This is a genomic window from Streptomyces durmitorensis (genome assembly GCF_023498005.1).
In the GTDB taxonomy this organism is placed as follows: domain Bacteria; phylum Actinomycetota; class Actinomycetes; order Streptomycetales; family Streptomycetaceae; genus Streptomyces; species Streptomyces durmitorensis.
Genome location: NZ_CP097289.1, coordinates 210602 through 229146, shown reverse-complemented (window position 1 = coordinate 229146; position 18545 = coordinate 210602). Strand labels below are relative to the sequence as shown.

At 70.6% G+C, this 18545-nt stretch carries 6 protein-coding genes; 5 read left to right on the top strand and 1 reads right to left on the bottom strand.

The window, feature by feature from the left end; all coding sequences use genetic code 11:
* From M4V62_RS00755 to M4V62_RS00735, 5 genes are all read left to right on the top strand, one after another.
* Positions 1-8910, top strand: coding sequence for a non-ribosomal peptide synthetase (locus M4V62_RS00755; protein ID WP_249585219.1), 8910 nt, complete (start codon positions 1-3; stop codon positions 8908-8910).
* A gap of 5 nt (positions 8911-8915) precedes the next feature.
* Positions 8916-12740: a non-ribosomal peptide synthetase gene (locus tag M4V62_RS00750; protein WP_249585218.1), complete on the top strand. Its 3825-nt coding sequence runs from the start codon at positions 8916-8918 to the stop codon at positions 12738-12740.
* Positions 12737-13480 (top strand): thioesterase II family protein, encoded by a 744-nt coding sequence (locus M4V62_RS00745; RefSeq protein WP_249585217.1) that lies wholly within the window; start codon positions 12737-12739, stop codon positions 13478-13480. The genes M4V62_RS00750 and M4V62_RS00745 overlap by 4 nt, the downstream gene beginning before the upstream one ends.
* 129 nt (positions 13481-13609) lie before the next feature.
* The gene (locus M4V62_RS00740; RefSeq protein ID WP_249585216.1) at positions 13610-14548 is read left to right on the top strand and encodes an ATP-binding cassette domain-containing protein; all 939 of its coding nucleotides are present in this window, start codon (positions 13610-13612) and stop codon (positions 14546-14548) included.
* On the top strand, positions 14545-15309 hold the full coding sequence (locus M4V62_RS00735; protein WP_249585215.1) for an ABC transporter permease: 765 nt from the start codon (positions 14545-14547) through the stop codon (positions 15307-15309). The genes M4V62_RS00740 and M4V62_RS00735 overlap by 4 nt, the downstream gene beginning before the upstream one ends.
* Here the strand turns inward: M4V62_RS00735 and M4V62_RS00730 are convergent.
* Positions 15293-18484 (bottom strand): ATP-binding protein, encoded by a 3192-nt coding sequence (locus M4V62_RS00730; protein ID WP_249585214.1) that lies wholly within the window; start codon positions 18482-18484, stop codon positions 15293-15295. The two genes, M4V62_RS00735 and M4V62_RS00730, sit on opposite strands and share 17 nt — an antisense overlap.
* Between the last annotated feature and the right edge of the window lie 61 nt (positions 18485-18545).

Genomic DNA, 18545 nt, shown 5'->3' with positions numbered 1-18545 from the left:
ATGATCCCGTTGTCCTTTGCCCAGCGTCGGATGTGGTTCCTCCACCGCCTGGAGGGCCCGTCCGCGACCTACAGCATCCCGTTCGCGCTGCGCCTGGACGGGACGTTGGACACGGCAGCCCTGGCCGCGGCGGTCACGGATGTCGTCACCCGGCACGAGAGCCTGCGCACCCTGGTCGTCGAGAGCGCGGACGGCACGCCGGAGCAGCGGGTCCTGCCCCCGGACGAGGCCGACCTCCACTTCCGGGTGGTCGACGTGGCCCCGGAATCGCTGGACGACGCGATGCAGGAGGCCGTGAGCGAGAGCTTCGACCTGGAGACGGAACTCCCCCTGCGGACCTTCGTCTTCCGCCTCTCGCCGCGTGAGCACGTCCTGACGTTCGTGTTCCATCACATCGCCGCGGACGGAGCGTCGATGGCGCCGTTCCTGCGGGACCTGGTGTCGGCGTACACGGCCCGCCACCGTGGGGGAGCACCGCAGTGGACGCCCCTGCCGGTGCAGTACAAGGACTACACGCTGTGGCAGCGGCAACTGCTGGGCGAGGACGGGGACAAGGAAAGCGTCGCCGCACCGCAACTCGCCTACTGGCGCCAGGAGTTGGCGGAAGTTCCACAGCCGGTGCAGCTGCCGCTCGACCGGCCGCGGCCGCCGACGGCCAGCTACCGGGGCGGCCACGTCGACTTCCTCCTGGAACCCGACCTGGTCGCCGGACTCGGGAAGATCGCCGCGGAGCGCGGTGCCACGGCCCCGATGGTGGTCCAGGCCGCACTGGCGGTTCTGCTGCAGAAGCTGGGCGCCGGCGAGGACGTGACGATCGGCAGCCCGATCGAGGGCCGCACCGACGAGGCCCTGGCCGACCTGGTCGGGTTCTTCGTCAACACCTGGGTGCTGCGCGCCGACCTCTCGAAGGCCCCCTCGTTCAGCGATCTGGTGGAGCAGGTACGGGACAAGGCGCTCGCCGCGTACGACAACCAGGACGTTCCGTTCGAACGGCTGGTGGAACTGCTCAACCTGGAGCGTTCCACCTCCTACCAGCCGCTGTTCCAAGTGATGCTGGCGTGGCAGTTCGTGTGGCCGGAGATCGAGATGCCGGACCTGCGGGCCTCCCTCGCCCCTGCGGGCACCGACACCGCGAAGTTCGACCTGTTCTTCAACATCGTCCCGGAGGCGTCCGGACGCGCCTACGGGCGACTTGAGTACGCCACGGAGCTGTTCGACCACACCACGGCCGTCGACATCGTCGACCGGCTCGTGCGCATCCTGGGACAGGCGGTCGCCGACCCGGGCGTGCGTCTGGGGGACGTCGACGTGCTGTCGGCGGGGGAGCGGGAGTGGCTGGTAGGGGAGGTCAACGACACCGCGCACCCGGTGGCCGTGGACACGCTGCCTGGCGCGTTCGAGGCGCAGGTGGAGCGAGATCCTGATCGCCTGGCGCTGATCGGGGAGCAGGAGAGGCTGTCGTACGCGGAGTTCAACCGGCGCGCCAACCAACTGGCGCACTGGCTGGTCGAGCAGGGCGCGGGCCCCGAGCAACTGGTCGCGGTACGTGTCCCGCGTTCCGTCGACCTGATGGTGGCGGTCTACGCGGTGGTCAAGGCGGGCGCGGCCTACCTGCCGATCGACCCCGATCTGCCCGAGGACCGGGTGCGGCATGTGCTGGAGAGCGCGAACCCGCTCGTGGTGCTCGACGAAACACTTCCCGATGTGTCCGGCCACCCGACGGCGAACCCCAGGCGTGCGCTGTCGCCGGACAACGCCGCCTATGTCATCTACACCTCCGGTTCCACGGGCGGGCCGAAGGGCGTGCAGGTGTCGCACCGGTCGATCATGAACCGCCTTGCGTGGGGCCTGGCGCACTTCGATGTCACGGCCGAGGACCGGGTGCTGCTCAGCACGTCCGCGAGCTTCGACGTGTCGGTGCCGGAGCTGTTCGCGCCCTTGCAGGTGGGCGCGGCCGTGGTGATCGCGCGTCCGGACGGCCGCCGGGACCCGGCGTATCTGGCGGAGCTGATCCAGCGGGAGCAGGTGACGGGAGCGGACTTCGTGCCGTCCTTGCTGGAGGTGTTCATCACCGAGCCGGCGGCCAGGGAGTGCACCAGCCTGCGCTGGGCTGAGGTCGCGGGCGAAGCGTTCCCGGCCGCGCTGGCCAACAAGGCCGTCGCTGTGCTGCCCGGCTGCGGGGTGCACAACCTCTACGGACCGACCGAGGCGGCGGTGGAGGTCACCGCGTGGCAGCACGTGCCGGGCGCGGACCGGGTGCCCATCGGCGCGCCGGTGTGGAACACCCAGGTGTACGTGCTGGACGCGGCGCTGCGTCCGGTGGCGCCGGGGGTGGCCGGTGAGCTGTACCTGGCCGGTGCCGGGTTGGCGAGGGGCTATGTGGAGCAGAGTGCGCTGACCGCGCACCGGTTCGTCGCCTGCCCCTACGGCGCGCCGGGGACCCGGATGTACCGCACCGGCGATGTGGTGCGGTGGAACAGGGACGGCCAGGTCGAGTACCTCGGGCGGACCGACTTCCAGGTCAAGATCCGCGGATTCCGCATCGAGCTCGGCGAGATCGAGCAGGCGCTCGCCGGGCATCCCGGTGTGGCGCAGGCGACGGTCGTGGTGCAGGAGGACGAGCAGGGCGACAAGCGCCTCGTGGGATATGTGGTGCCCGACCCGGATGCCGCGGCAGTGGACGCCGATGACCAGACGGACGAGTGGCGCCAGGTCTACGACGACACCTACCGGGAGTCCGAGGACCAGGCGTGGGGCGAGGACTTCCAGATGTGGACGTCCGCGTACGACGGCGAACCGATCCCGCGCGAGCAGATGCAGGAGTGGCGGGACGCGGCTGTGGCCCAGGTGCTGCGGTTCGCGCCGCGGCGTGTGCTGGACATCGGCGTGGGTGCCGGACTCCTGCTCGCGAAGATCGTCGGAGAGGTCGACGAGTACTGGGGCACCGACATCTCGGCCCCGGTCGTGGACCGCATCCGGGCGCAGGCCGAGCGGGCAGGGCACGGCGACCGGGTCCGGCTGAGCGCCCAGGCCGCCGACGACCTGTCCGGGTTGCCCCGCGGCCATTTCGACACCGTGGTGCTCAACTCCGTGACGCAGTACTTCCCGAGCGCCGATTACCTGGACCGGGTCCTGTGCAACGCCATGGAGCTGCTCGCGCCGGGCGGCCGGGTCATCGTCGGTGACGTCCGCAACGCCACGACGCTCCGGCTTCTGCTCACCGCGGTGCAGCGTGCGGCGCACCCGCACGCCTCGTACGAGGAGCTGCGGACGCTGGTGGAGAAGGAGCTGCTGGCCGAGCGTGAGCTGGTGGTGGCCCCCGAGTGGTTCATCGAGTGGGCGGCGGAACGTTCGGTCGGGGTCGACATCCGGACGAAGCCCGGGCAGGCGCACAACGAACTGACCCGGCACCGCTACGAGGTGGTCCTGCACAAGGAGCCGACCGACGTCCTCGACCTGGCCGACGTGCCGTCGGTGCCATGGGGCGGGCAACTGTCCGACCTGCCCGACCTCGGCACTCTCGAGGATCGGGTGGGACACGGCCCGGTGCGGGTGACCGGCGTACCCAACGCGCGGCTCGTCGAGGAGGCCACCGTGACCGTCGCGGCAGGTCTCCTCGACCCGGCGCGCATGTCCGGGAAACCGGTCGATCCGCAGGAACTGATCGCGTGGGCAGGCGAGAACGGCCGTGACGCGGTCCTCACCTTGTCGGGCGAGGACGTGCGCTGCTTCGACGCGGTGCTGCTGCCCCAGCGGCGGACCGGACAGCCCCGTGTCTCGGGCACGTTCGTCCCCGGCGCCGTGGGCAGGCGGGTCCTGGCGAACGCCCCCGTGGTCGCCAAGTCGATCGGTCCGCTGCTCGCCGGTCTGCGCGAGTACCTGCACGGGCGCCTTCCGGACTACATGGTGCCCAGCGCGGTCGTACCGCTGACGGAGATACCACTGACTCCGAGCGGGAAGCTCAACCGGAGGGCGCTGCCGCCGCCGGACTATGCGCAGGGGTCGACCGGCCGGGCGCCGCGCAATCAGCGCGAGGAGACCTTCAGCGCACTGTTCGCCGAAGTGCTCGGCCTGGAGCGGGTCGGCGTCGACGACGACTTCTTCGCCACCGGCGGCGACAGCATCCGTTCCATCCAGGTCGTCGCGCGGGCCAGGTCGCGTGGCGTGACCGTCAGCACGCGGGAGGTCTTCGAGCACCGCACGGCCGCCCGGCTCGCGGAACTGGTCGAAGGCCGGGAAGAAGAGGAACTCCCGACCCTGGCCGAGCTGCCCGGTGGCGGCGTCGGCTGGGCCCCGCTGCCTCCGATGGCGGCACACGTCCTCGCGCTGGACGGTCCCGTCGGCCGCTTCTCCATGTCCGGGATGCTGGCCCTGCCCGAGAGCATCGACCGCGCGGGTCTTGTCACCACGTTGCAGGCCGTGCTGGATCGGCACGATGTGCTGCGGTCCCGGCTCGACCGGGCCGAGCCGGGCCTGTCGATACGGGCGCCGGGCAGTGTGGACGCCGGCGCGCTGCTGCGCGAGATCCCCTACGAACACGCCGATGTGAACGCCGAACTGGACGCGGCCACGGGCCGGCTCGACCCGGACGCGGGCGTCATGGCGCAGTTCGTGTGGTTCGCCTCTGCCACGGGGGCGGGTCGGCTGCTGATCGTGCTGCACCACCTGGTCGTCGACGGGGTGTCGTGGCGCATCCTGATACCGGACCTGATCGCGACGTGGCAGCAGGTCCGGGACGGCCACACCCCCAGAGCGGCGAAGGGCGGCACCTCGTTGCGCCGGTGGGCGCATGCCCTGGTCGACGAGGCGGCCAGGCCGGAACGGGTGGCGGAACTGCCCCTGTGGCAGCAGATCCTGCGTTCGGACGAGCCCGTCCTTGGCGCGCGTCAGCTGGACCGCACGCGTGATGTCACGGCCACCGTCGACACGGTGACCGTCCGGGTCCCCGCAGACGTCACCAAGACCCTGCTGACCACGGTGCCCGCGGTGTTCCGCGGCGGGCCCGACGACGGGCTGCTGGCCGGGCTCGCGCTGGCGCTGGCCCACTGGCGCCGGACACGCGGGGTGTCCGGATCCTCGACGCTGGTCCGGATGGAAGGGCACGGCCGGGAAGAGCACGTGGTGCCGGGCACGGACCTGTCGAGCACGGTCGGATGGTTCACCTCGCTGTACCCCGTGTGTCTCGACGTGGCAGGCATCGACGTGGCGGACGCCATCGCCGGCGGTCCGGCCGCCGGCCGGGCGATCAAGGCCGTCAAGGAGCAGTTGCGGACGGTGCCGGACAACGGCATCGGCTACGGCCTGCTGCGTCACCTCAATCCCGGCACCGCCGCCGCGCTGGCCGCGGAGCCGGAACCGCAGATCGGGTTCAACTACCTCGGCCGCACATCCGGCGCGGACATCCCCGAGGAGCTGCGCGACCTGGGCTGGGCACCGGACACCACGCACCAGGACCTGATCGCGGCCCCGGACGCCGACATGCCCGTTCTGTCGGCGCTGGAGATCAACGCGGTGGCCGTCGACACCGTCGGCGGCGAGGAACTGACCGCCTACTTCGGCTTCCCGACCGGAGTGCTCTCCCGCGAGGAGGTGACCGAGCTGGCCGGACTGTGGGTCCGGGCGCTGACTGCCCTGGCCCAGCACGCCACGGCCCCCGACGCCGGCGGGCTGACCCCGAGCGACGCCCCCCTGGTCGCGGTGGGCCAGGAGGAGATCGACACCTGGGAGAGCCGCCTCGGCCCGCTGACCGAGATATGGCCGACCACCCCGACACAGTCCGGGATCCTCTTCCACTCGATGCTGGCCGGGACGTCGTTCGACCCCTACCACATCCAGCTGGTGTTCCAGCTGTCCGGCGAGGTCGACCCCGAGCGGATGCGCCGGGCCGGGCAGGCACTCCTGGAGCGCTACCCCAACCTCCGTGCCGCGTTCGTGAACCGGGCCGACGGCGATGTCGTACAAGTCGTGCCTGCGCAAGGCGTGACCCTGCCGTGGCAGTACCTCGACCTGACCGCGGCCGACGAGGCGGAGCGAACCGCGACGTTCGAGGGGTTCCTCACCCAGGACCGGACGGCCCACTTCGACGTGGACACCCCGCCGCTGCTGCGGCTGGCGCTCGCCGTCCTGGAGCCCGGCCGGGCCGAGCTCGTGATGACCGTCCACCACGTGCTGTCCGACGGCTGGTCCGCGCCCCTGCTGATGCGGGACCTGCTGCTCCTCTACGCCTCTCACGGCGATGGATCGGCTCTGCCCGGCACGCGCAGCTTCGGTGAGTACCTGGCCTGGCGCGCCGGGCAGGACCAGGACGAGGCGGCACGGGCCTGGGCGGCCGAACTGGCCGGCGTCGACGAGCCGACCCTGCTCGCCCCGGGAGCCGCGGACGGCGACGGCCTTGACCAGGTCGAGTTCAGCGTCCCGCATGACATGTCAAGTCAACTCAACAGCCGTGCGGCCGAGTTGGGCGTCACCATCAACACCCTGGTCCAGGGCGCCTGGGCGCTCCTGCTCGGTCAGCTCACCGGTCGCCAGGACCTGATGTTCGGCGCCACGGTCTCCGGGCGTCCGCCCGCCGTGACCGGCGTCGAGTCGATGGTCGGGATGTTCATCAACACGCTGCCCGTACGCGTGGAGTACGCGCCCGGCGACACCCTCGCCGAGGTCGTGACCAGGCTTCAGCGCGGGCAGGCCGGCCTGATGGAGCACCACCACTACAGCCTCACGCAGATCCAGCAGTCCGTCGGCCTGCAGACCCTCTTCGACACCCTGGTGGTCTTCGAGTCCTACCCGGTCGACCGGGAAGGCATCGGCGCCGCCACCGAAGCCGCGGACGGGATCGCCTTCACCGGCCTGCGCCCGACCAACGGCACCCACTACCCGCTGGCCCTGATGGCGGCGGCCGAGACGCACCTGGAGTTCCTCCTCCAGTACGCGCCCGGCGTCTTCGACCGGGACACGGTGCTGGCGTACGCGGCCCGGTTCGTACGTGTCCTGGAGCAGCTGGCGGCCACTCCCGAACTGAAGGTCGCGCAGCTCGACGTCCTGGAGCCGGCCGAACGCGACCGACTCCTCGTCGAGTTCAACGACACGGCCGTCCCGACCCCGGACGTCACGATCACCGGGCTCGTCGAGGCCCAGGCGGAGCGGACACCGGACGAGGTCGCCGTGATCTCCGAGGGCGCGTCACTCACGTACCGCGAGGTGACAGCCCGTGCCGACCGCCTGGCGCGCGAACTGGCCGGACGTGGCGTGGGCCCGGAGTCGGTGGTCGCGGTCTCGCTGCCACGGTCGGTGGACCTGGTGGTCGCACTGCTCGCCGTCCTGAAGGCCGGTGGAGCGTATCTGCCGGTCGATTCCAGGTACCCGAGCCACCGCCTGGTGCCCATCTTCGACGAGGCGCGTCCGCACCTCATCCTGACGGACACCGCGACGGCCGGGTTGCTGCCGGAGCACGACGCCCCGGACGTCTTCCTCGACACGCTCGACCTGTCCGCGCAGGCTCCTGGCCCCGACCGTCCGCTCCACGCAGGCCAGTTGGCCTACGTGATGTACACCTCCGGATCCACGGGCAAGCCCAAGGGCGTCGCCATCACCCACGCGAACGTGGTCAACGGCGTGCTGCGGCTGGCCTCGCGCATCGGGATGGAACCGGGCAAGCGCCTCCTCGCGGGCACGTCGGTCAACTTCGACGTCTCGGTGTTCGAGATCTTCACGACGCTCGCCGTCGGCGGCGTCGTCGAAGTCGTCCCGGACGTGCTGGTCCTGGGCGACCGCAAGGGCTGGAGCGGCAGCGTCATCTCCACCGTGCCCTCCGTCTTCGCCGAACTCGTCGACGAGATCTCCGGCCGCACCAGCGTGGACACGATCGTCTTCGCCGGCGAGGCCCTGCCCTCGTCGCTCGTCGACAGGACGCGGGACGCCTTCCCCGGCGTACGGATCGTCAACGCCTACGGGCAGAGCGAGTCGTTCTACGCCACCACCTTCACCGTCGACGGCGATACGCACGGATGGACGGGCAGCGCACCCGTCGGCACCCCGCTCGGCAACATGCGGGCCTACGTCCTTGGTCCCGGCCTTGCCCCGGTGCCGCCTGGCGCGGTCGGCGAGCTCTACGTCGGCGGGAACGTGGGCCGTGGCTACCACGGCCGTGCCGCACTGACCGCCGAGCGCTTCGTCGCCGACCCGTTCGGCCCGCCCGGCGCGCCCATGTACCGCACCGGTGACCTGGCCCGCGTCAACGGCGAAGGCCAGCTGGAGTACGTGGGCCGAGGGGACGCGCAGGTCAAGGTGCGCGGCTTCCGCATCGAGCCCGCCGAGGTCGAGGCCGCGCTCACCGCGCACCCCGGCGTCGCGCAGGCCGCCGTCATCGCCCGCGACGGGCGGGCCGACACCACGGTCAAGCAACTGGTCGCGTATGTCGTGCCCGCCGTCACCGTCACCGGCGCAAGGACGACCACGACCACGACCGACGACGACCGCGGCCCGCGGACGAAGGAGCTGCACGCCTTCGTCTCGGAGCGGCTGCCGGACTTCATGGTGCCGTCCGCCTTCGTGGTTCTCGACCGGCTGCCACTGGCCCCGAACGGCAAGCTGGACCGGGCGGCCCTGCCAGAGCCCGAGTTCACCACCGCCCCCTACCGGGCCCCCCGCATCCCCCGTGAGGAGACCCTGGCCGCGTTGTTCGCCGAGGTGCTCGGCGTGGACCGGGTCGGAATTGACGACGGCTTCTTCGAGCTCGGCGGGCACTCCCTGCTCGCCACCCGGCTGATCAGCCGCGTCCGCTCCGAAATGGAGATCGAGATACCGATCCGCAAGATCTTCGACCTGCCGACAGTGGCCGCGCTCGCCGCGTGGACGGAGGAATCGACTGCTCCCCGTCGCCCCGGCCTGCGCAAGATGTTCACAGAGGAGTAAGAGCAATGATTCCGCTTGCATTCGCGCAACGCCGCATGTGGGTTCTGCACCAGATGGAGGGCGGGTCGGAGAACTGGAACATGCCGGCGGCCATTCGGCTGACCGGATCCCTGGACCAGGCCGCCCTCGCCGCGGCGATCGGCGACGTGATCGACCGGCACGAGATCCTGCGCACCGTATACGCGACCAACGACGACGGTGAGCTCCACCAGCGCATCCTCCCGACAGCGGAGGCCATACCGGAGGTGCCGGTCATCGACGTGGCGCCCGAGGGTGTGTCCGGCGCGGTCGACGAGGCCATCGCCTACCGCTTCGATCTGGCGACCGAGATTCCGGTGCGGGTGCGCCTGTTCCGCTGTTCGCCCGAGGAACACGTCCTCGTCCTGGTCATCCACCACATCGCCACCGACGGCAGCTCGGGCGCTCCGTTGGCACGGGACCTGGCCACGGCCTACACCGCGCGCCGGGACGGCGGGGCCCCGCAGTGGGAGCCGCTGCCCGTGCAGTACAAGGACTACACGATGTGGCAGCGGGAGGTGCTCGGTGATGTCGCCGACCCGCGGAGTCTCGCGGCGCAGCAGATCGAGTACTGGCGCAAGGAACTGGCCGGAGTGCCGCAGCCGTTGAACTTGCCGCTGGACCGCCCGCGTCCCCCGGAGGCGAGTGGGCGGGGCGCCACGGTCGGTCTCATGGTGCCGCCGGAGGTGGTGAGCGGGCTGCAGAAGGTGGCCGACGAGCGCGGGTCGACCATGTCGATGGTCCTGCACGCCGCGCTGGCGGTGCTGCTGGGCAAGCTGGGCGGCGGGCCGGACGTGACCATCGGCAGCTCGATCGCCGGGCGGACCGACGAGGCGCTGGCCGATCTGGTCGGCTTCTTCGTCAACACCCAGGTGCTGCGAGTGGCCCTGTCCGACGACGCCTCGTTCACCGATCTGCTCGGACAGGTGCGGAACAAGGCGCTGGCGGCCTACGAGCACCAGGACGTCCCGTTCGACATGCTGGTCGAGTCGATCAACCCCGTACGCTCCGCCGCCTATCAGCCGCTGTTCCAGGTGATGCTCGGCCTGCAGAACTACGAGCGGCCGGAGCTCGAACTGGCCGGGCTCACCTTGGAGGTCGAGCAGGTCACCACATCGACTTCCAAGGTCGACCTGTTCTTCAACGTGGTCGCCGACGAATCGGGGGCGCTGCGGGGCGACATCCTGTACGCGACCGACCTGTTCGACCGGGAGACGGTCGAGGCCGTCGCCGAACGGTTCGTGCGTGTTCTGGAGCAGTTGGCCGCCGACCCTGGCATGTGCGTCGAGGACGTCGACGTCCTGCTGGCGGGGGAGCGGCAGCGGCTGTTGGTGGAGGTGAACGACACCGCGGAGCCCGCCCCGGAGCGAGACGTGGCCGCGGCGCTCGCCAGGCAGGCACAGGCGACCCCGGAGGCACTCGCCGTCATCGGCGAGGACGAGTCGGTCACCTATCAGGACCTGGACGCGCGGTCGAGCAGGCTGGCGCACTGGCTGGTCGAGCGCGGCGTGCGGGCGGAGTCCCGGGTCGCCGTGTGCCTGCCCCGGTCGGTGAACCAGGTGGTGGCGCTGCTGGCGGTGCTGAAGGCCGGCGGAGCCTGCGTTCCGATCGATCCGGGCCACCCACGTTCCCGGATCGACGCCGTCATCGAGCACGCGGAGCCGGCGCTCGTGCTGGACGCAGACGTGCTGGCCGGCGTGGATCGGTCGAAGTACCCGGACTCGGCACCGGAGGTGGCCGTCCGGCCCGAGAACACCCAGTACGTGATCTACACCTCGGAGTCGACGGGGAAGCCGCGGGGTGTGGCGGTCCCGCGCGGCGCTGTGGCCAACTACCTGGCCACGATGCAGCGCCGGTTCCCGCTGTCGTCCGCGGACCGGATGCTCTTCAGCACGACCGTGGCGCTCGACCTGGCCAACACCGAGCTGTACCTCCCGCTCATCACCGGCGCGACCATGGTGGTGGCAGGGGAGGAGACCGTCGACGACATGTCGGCCGTGGCGGAGTTGATGCGCCGTCACGAGGTCACCGTGGTGCAGGCCACGCCCGCTTTCTGGCAGACGCTGGCGATGCGCGAGCCGCACGCCGCGAACGGCCTGCGGATCATCATCGGCGGGGAGACCGTACCGGTACGGCTGGCCAAGCTCCTGGCGAAGCAGGCCGCCGAGGTGTTCCACATGTACGGCCCGACCGAGACGGCGACGTGGTGCACCGAGGCACGCGTGAGGGTGGGGGCGGGGGCGCCGATCGGGCTGCCCGTCGGGAACACCCAGGTGTACGTGCTCGACTCGCGGTTGCGCCCGGTTCCGCGCGGAGTGCCGGGCGAGCTGTACATCGCCGGTGCCGGGGTGGCCCGCGGGTACCAGGGGCGGCCGGAGCTGACCGCGGAGCGCTTCGTGGCATGCCCGTTCGGCCCTGCCGACGGCGGGGCAGGACGGCGGATGTACCGCACCGGGGACCTGGTGCGCTGGGACAGCAACGGTCAGCTGGAGTACCTCGAGCGGACCGACAGCCAGGTGCAGATCCGGGGCTTCAGGGTCGAGCTGGGGGAGATCGAGCATGTGCTGACCGGGCATCCTGACGTGGCGCGGGCGGCGGCCGTGCTGCGTGAGAACCAGGACGGCGGCAAGCGCCTCGTGGGCTATGTGACGCCCGAGCCCGAGGCCGCACAGGACGATGCCGGCGTTCAGACGCTGCTCAAGGAACTGCCCGAGTATCTGCGTGGGCATCTCCCGCTCCACATGGTGCCCTCCGCGGTGGTCTCGCTCCCGGAGATCCCGCTGACTCCGGACGGAAGGACCGACCGGGACGCACTGCCGTCCGAGGACACGAGCACCGCGGTCAGCCGGGAGCCGCGCAACTCCCACGAGGAGAGGATGTGTGTCCTCTTCAGCGAGTTGCTCGAACTCGAGACGGTCGGCATCGACGACGACTTTTTCGAACTCGGTGGGCACTCGCTCCTGGCCACCCGGCTCAGCGCCCGGATCCGCGACGAGTTCGACATCGAGATGCCTCTCAGGACCATCATCAAGTACCCCACGGTGGCCGAGTTGGCCGCGCTGCTGCTCGTCGCCTCATCCGAGGACCTCGACGATCCGTTCGCCGTCGTGCTGCCGCTGAACAACGATCCCGGCACGGGCAAGCTGCCGCTGTGGTTCCTCCACGGGGGAGGCGGGCTCGGCTGGGCGTTCTTCAGCTTCGTGCTGCACGCACAGGACCGGCCGTCCTACGCCCTGCAGTCCCGCGGCTGGAACGGCGTGGACAAGCTGGCCGGTTCGGTGCACGAGATGGTCGAGGACTACGTCGACGAGATGGTGCGGGTCCAGCCGGAAGGCCCCTTCCACCTGATCGGCTGGTCCTACGGCGGGACTGTCGTGCAGGCCGTCGCGGAGGCGATCGACCGACGCGGGCGCGAGATCGAGTTCGTGGCCGTCCTGGACTCCCAGCCGGGTGGCGGCTATTTCAGGGAGCTGCATACCGGCAGGACACTGGCCGACTACCGGAAGGAACTGGTGGAGCACTTCAGCGAGTACTTCGGGGACACCGACAACCAGCAGCAGCTCGTGGAAACCATGTCGAGGATTCTGGCCAACAACGCGGCCATCATGATGGATTTCGAATCGCCGGTCTACCGCGGCGATGTGCTGTTCTTCAACGCGACGCTCGAAGAAAACTCGTACGCGCACCTGTGGCGGCCGTACATCCAGGGCTCCATTGAGGTGCACGATGTGCGCGCCGTGCATCACGAATTGCACATGCCAGGGCCCGTGGCCGAAATCATGGAGGTCATCAACCGGAAGCTCGCGGCATGACCGGGCATCGCATTCCCGGCGCGTCCGCGGGACACGAGGGCCCGACCTCGCTGCTGTGCGTGCCCTTCGCGGGAGCGGGGGCGTCGTTCTTCCACCCGTGGCGGGCACTCGCCGCCGACCGGTGGTCCGTGGTCGCCTTCGAACTGCCCGGCAGGGAGCGGCGGATGCTGGAGACGCCGTACCGCAGTGTCGTCGAGGCGGCCAGGGACGAGGTCGACGGCATCGCCGCGACGCTCGGCGAGGGCGCGCGGGTGGTGCTGTTCGGGCACAGCCTGGGCGCGGTGCTCGCCTACGAACTGGTGCACCTGCTGACCAAGCGCGACGTGCAGGTGGAGCGGCTGGTCGTCAGCGGTTCGCCGGGACCGTGGACGCAACGCGAGAGGCGGGCTGCGGGCCTCCCCGACGAGGAATTCCTCGCTCGCGTCGAGGAGTTCGCGGGGTTCCGGCACGAGGCTCTCGATCACCCGGAAATGCGTGAGCTGATTCTTCCGGTGCTGCAGGCCGACTGCGAAATGCACGAGAACTACTTCCCGAGCACCGACGAACCGCTGTCGGTGCCGATCTGCTCACTGCGCGGTGATTCCGACGGCCTGGTCACCGCGGACGAGGCACAGCAGTGGCGGGATGCGACCACGGGTGGATTCAGCTATGTGGAGCTCCCGGGCGATCACATGTACCTGGTCGACCTCGGCCGTGAGGTGCTGGACGTGATCGGGACGGAGTCCGCCCGTGGTTGCTAGCGTCGCGGCGGGTGCTCGCCTGCGGGCCGCACACCGCCGCTACCGGGGACGATGTGGTGGAGCCCTGTGTCAGAGGCCGTGTCAGGGGCGTGACAGATCGGTGTCAGGCCCGGCGAGGACGGTGGACACATGACAAGTTCGGCGATCGCAGTCTCTGGACTGCGCAAGGCATATGGCGACAAAGTCGTGCTCGACGGCATCGACTTCGAGGTGGCCGAGGGATCGGTGTTCTCCATGCTCGGCCCGAACGGGGCGGGCAAGACAACCACGGTGAACGTCCTGGCGACGCTCCTGAAGGCCGACGCCGGCACGGTGCGCGTCGCCGGGCACGACGTGGCGACCGCGACCAAGCAGGTGCGCGCGTCCATCGGCGTGACCGGACAGTTCGCCGCACTGGACGATCTGCTCACCGGCCGGGAGAACCTGCAGCTGATGGCGGACCTGAAGCGCACGCCCTCCGGCGACCGGACGGTCAGTCAGCTCCTGGAACGGTTCGACCTCGGGGAGTCCGCGGACAAGATGGCGGCGACCTACTCCGGCGGCATGCGCCGGAAGCTGGACCTGGCGATGACGCTGGTCGGCAGGCCGCAGATCATCTTCCTGGACGAGCCGACCACCGGCCTCGACCCCCGAAGCAGGCGCACGATGTGGGGGATCGTCCGCGATCTGGTGGTCAACGGCACCACCATCTTCCTCACCACCCAGTACCTCGACGAGGCCGACGAGCTCTCCGACCGGATCGTGGTGCTCGACCAGGGCCACCTGGTCGCCCAGGGAGCCCCCGAGGAACTCAAGCGCCAGGTCCCCGGCACCCACGTCCGGCTCCGCTTCGCCGACCTCGACGACCTCGACACGGCTGCACGGATCCTGCCCGGTGCCACTCGCGACGACCAGGAACTGGCCCTGCGGGTGCCCGGCGAAGGCGACTCGAAGTCGCTGCGGGCCATCCTTGACCGGCTCGACGAGCACATGATCAACGCCCAGGAGTTCTCCGTGCACACGCCGGACCTCGACGACGTCTTCCTCGCCCTGACCGGGCACGCGAGCACGAAGGAGGAGGCGAAGTGAGCTCCCTCTCCGCGGCCTGGACCGATTCGTCGATCATGTTGCGCCGCAACCTGAAGCACACCCTGCGGAACCCGATCACGGTGTTCAACGCGGCTCTGGTGCCCATCCTGATCATGCTGATGTTCGTCAAGGTGTTCGGTGGCGCCTTCAGCGTCGGTGAGGACTACGTCGACTACGCGACGCCGGGGATGCTCGTGATGGCGGTCAGCTACGGCCTGAGCGCCACCGCGGTGGCCGTGAACGACGACATGACGAAGGGCATCATCAACCGGTTCAAGGCCATGGACGTCTCGCGCGGTGCCGTGCTGACCGGGCAGGTCGTCGTCACCATCGTGCGCTGCCTGGTGGCCAACGCGGCCATCATCGGGGTGGCCTTCGCCATGGGGTTCGACCCGGCGGCGAGCGCCCTCGACTGGCTCGGCGTGGTCGGTCTCATCCTGCTGCTCAGCGTCGCGGCCAGCTGGCTCACCGTCGCCCTGGGGCTCGCAGCGAAGACCGCGGAGTCGGCGGGCCTGGCCGCAGTGCCACTGATCATGCTGCCGTTCCTGAGCACCGCTTTCGTGCCCTCGGAATCGATGGGGGCCGGCGTGCGGCAGTTCGCGGAGTACCAGCCCTTCACCCCGATCATCGAGACGCTGCGCGGGCTGCTGCTGGAGGGCGGCCCGTCGAGCGGCGACGCGATGGCGGCCGTCGCCTGGTGCGTCGGGCTCGCCGTCCTCGGCTACGTATGGGCGCTCTCCACGTTCAAGAAGCGAGCGTGACCTCCACCAGCTGAGACCAGCTGGTCCGTGTCCCCTCCCGAGCCGCCTCGGCGAACCGCGCGTCGCCGAGGCGGTGCCGCGCGGTCCGCTCGATCCGGGCCACGTCCGGGTGGGAGAGGTCCTGGAGCCCGCGTATGCCCACGCTCGCCGCGAGCAGCCGCGCGGCCTGCTCGTGCTCCTCGCAGCGCAGTGCCAGGTCCGCGACCCCGACGAGCACCTGAGCGATCAGGGGTGCGTGTCCCCCCTCGGACGCCGCAGCGCAGGCTGCCGCACGGTGCGCCCGGGACTCGCCGATGTCGTCGGCGAGATAGCCGAGCAGATCGTGGGTCACCGCGCGGATGTTCGCCCGCTCCGCTTCTTCGCCCAACATGGCCACAGCGATGCCGAGTTGCCTGTGTGCCTCCTCGGCGTCGCCGCCCCACCGGGCGATTTCCGCCTCCGAGAGGGCAAGCTCGGCCAGCGCGTCCGGCCAGGTGACCCGCTCCGCGCTCCGCCGTGCCGCGGCGATGGCGGCCGCGCCGGCGTCCTCGTCGCCCAGCAGCCAGTACAGCTGCGCCTGGCGCGACCGCATCCGGACGACGTCCTCACGGGCGCCGACCTCGGCGCCGACTTCGGTGACGACCTCGGTGACGGCCGCGATCGCCTGCTCGTAGTGCTCGCACGCGGCGGCGAACTCGCCGCGCACAGCGACCCGGTCCGCCAGCTCGGTCAGGGCGAACGAGATCCCGAACCGCTCGCCGAGCGCTCCGAACTCGGCGAGCGCCCCTTCCAGGTACGCGTCCGCTTCCCATCCGTCCCGGCCGAGCACGATCCGCATCTTGCCCAGGTGCAGCCGCGCCATCGCACGCACCCAGGGATCCTCGTCGTCCAGCAGCGACTCGAACGCGGGCAGGAACGTGTCGGGCGCCTGGAGCATGCGCTCCAACGGGGCGATGAACCCCAGCGCCGGGTGGCGGCGACTGCTGAGCTTGCTGAACCGGTGGGCCTTGAGGATCCACTCCGCGGCCTCGTGCTCGTCGCCGCCCCGCCCCGTGCTCACGAACATCGCGATGAGGGCGTACACCAGGGCGCGGACCTCGTCGGTCACCTCGCCGGGCGTCCTGGTGGCCGCGGTGAGCAGCTCCATGCCTTCGGTCTTGTGGCCGCCGAGCCACCAGAACCAGCCCGCGCTCGCAGCCAGCCGCATCGCCGACTGCGCCTCGCCCGCCGCGAGCGCGCCGCGCATCGCCGCACCGATGTTGTCGTGCTCGGTCTCGAGCGTGGCCAGCCAGTCCAGTTGCTCGGCGCGGCGCAGGTGCGGCTCCGCGATCTCGGTGAGCTCGGTGAAGCAGGCCAGGTGTGCGTGGCGCGCCCGGTCGGTCTCTCCCGCTTCTGTGAGCCGGTGCCGGGCGTACTCCTTGATCGTGCCGATCATGCGATAGCGCGGGGCGCTGCCGCCCTCGGCGAGCAGCAGCGACTTCTCGGTCAGCGCGGTGAGCAGTTCGAGCACCTGCTCGGCCTCGACCGCATCTCCCGCGCACACCCGCTCGGCCGCTTCCAGACTCGCGCCGTCGGAGAACACCGACAGCCGTCGCAGGACCATCCGCTCGGCGTCGCTCAGCAGATCCCAGCTCCAGTCGACCGACGCGCGCAGTGTCTTGTGGCGCGGCAGCGCGGTCCGGCTGCCGCTGGTCAGCAGACGGAACCGGTTGTCGAGCCGATGGGCGAGCTGGTCGACGGACATGGTGCGCAAGCGGGCCGCTGCCAGCTCGATCGCGAGCGGTATCCCGTCCAGCGCCCGGCAGACCCGCGCGGTGGTCGCCAGCGTGTGCGCGTCGGCCCCGAGATCCCGGCGCACCGCCCTGGCCCGGTCCCGCAGCAGCCGGACGGCGGGTGAGGCCTTGATCTCGTCCGGTCCCGCGTCGCCGTGCGGCAGGGCCAGCGGCTCGACAAGCCACAGGGCCTCCCCGGTGATGCCGAGGGGTTCGCGACTCGTCGCCAGTATCCGCAGCCGCCGGCACTCGCCGAGCACCCGGTGGGCGAACACCGCCACGGACTCGATGACATGCTCGCAGTTGTCCAGGATCAGCAGCGCCTCCCGCTCGCGCATCGCGACCACGAGCCGGTCCACCAGTTCCGCGTTCGGGGCTCCGCCGAGCAGGGAGTCCCGCAGGCCGAGCCCGGCGAGCATGGCCTGCGCCACGTCGGTCAAGCCGCCATTGACGCGGACGGCGGCGAGCTCCACCAGCCAGACCCCGTCCGGCAAGTCGCCGACGAGGGTACGTGCGGTCTCCGTGGCCAGTCTGGTCTTCCCCGAGCCGGCCGGACCGATCAGCGTGGTGAGCCGGTGCTCGGCGACGAGTTCGCGGACCGCGGCGACATCGGAGCCCCTGCCGACCAGGGTGGTCAGCTCCGCGCGCAGGTTGGTCCTGCGGCTCGCTTCCCCCTGCCGCAGAGCCTGCCCGAGCTCACCCCGCAGCAGCGCGACGTGCAACGCCGCCAGCTCGGGGGAGGGGTCGGTGCCCAGCGTGTCGGCCAGGGCCTCCCTCGCGCGCTGGTACACCAGCAGAGCTTCGCTGTCCCGCCCGGCCGCGACGAGGGCGCGCATCAGCGCGGCGACGAACCGTTCCCGTACCGGATGTGCGGCGACCAGGTCGGTCAGGTCCGCGACCATCTCCGCACCGCGCCCCAGCGCGATCTCCGCGCTGATCCGCTCCTCCATGGCGGTCAGGCGCAACGCGTCAAGCCGGACGACCGCGGCGTCGAAGGCGGCGCTGTCCTGCAGGCCGACGTCCTGCATGGCCGCACCGCGCCACACACCGAGGGCCTCGCCGAGCAGCCGCTCGCGGCCGGGACTGTTCTCGGCACGGGCCCGGCCCGCGACGACGAGGCGTTCGAACCGGACGGCGTCGACGGCGTCGGGCTCCAGCGTCAGCCGGTAACCGTCGGTCTGCCCCTCGATCAATCCGTCCGGAAGTGCCTTGCGCAGCCGGGAGACCAGACGCTGAAGGGCGTTCGTCGCATCGGCAGGTGTGTGCTCGCCCCAGATCCAGTCGACGAGTGACGCCTTGGGGACCGCGTGACCCGTCCTGAGGGCGAGGGCGATCAGTAGTCCGCGCAGTCGCGCTCCCGGCACATCGACCAAGTCGCCGTCGTCTGTGCGTACTTCAAACGGACCCAGCATCCCGATCTGCACGCGCTGATTCTGTCATGAGCATTTGGCAGGCAGCGACCTGGTCGGCGTGTTCCCCGGGGCC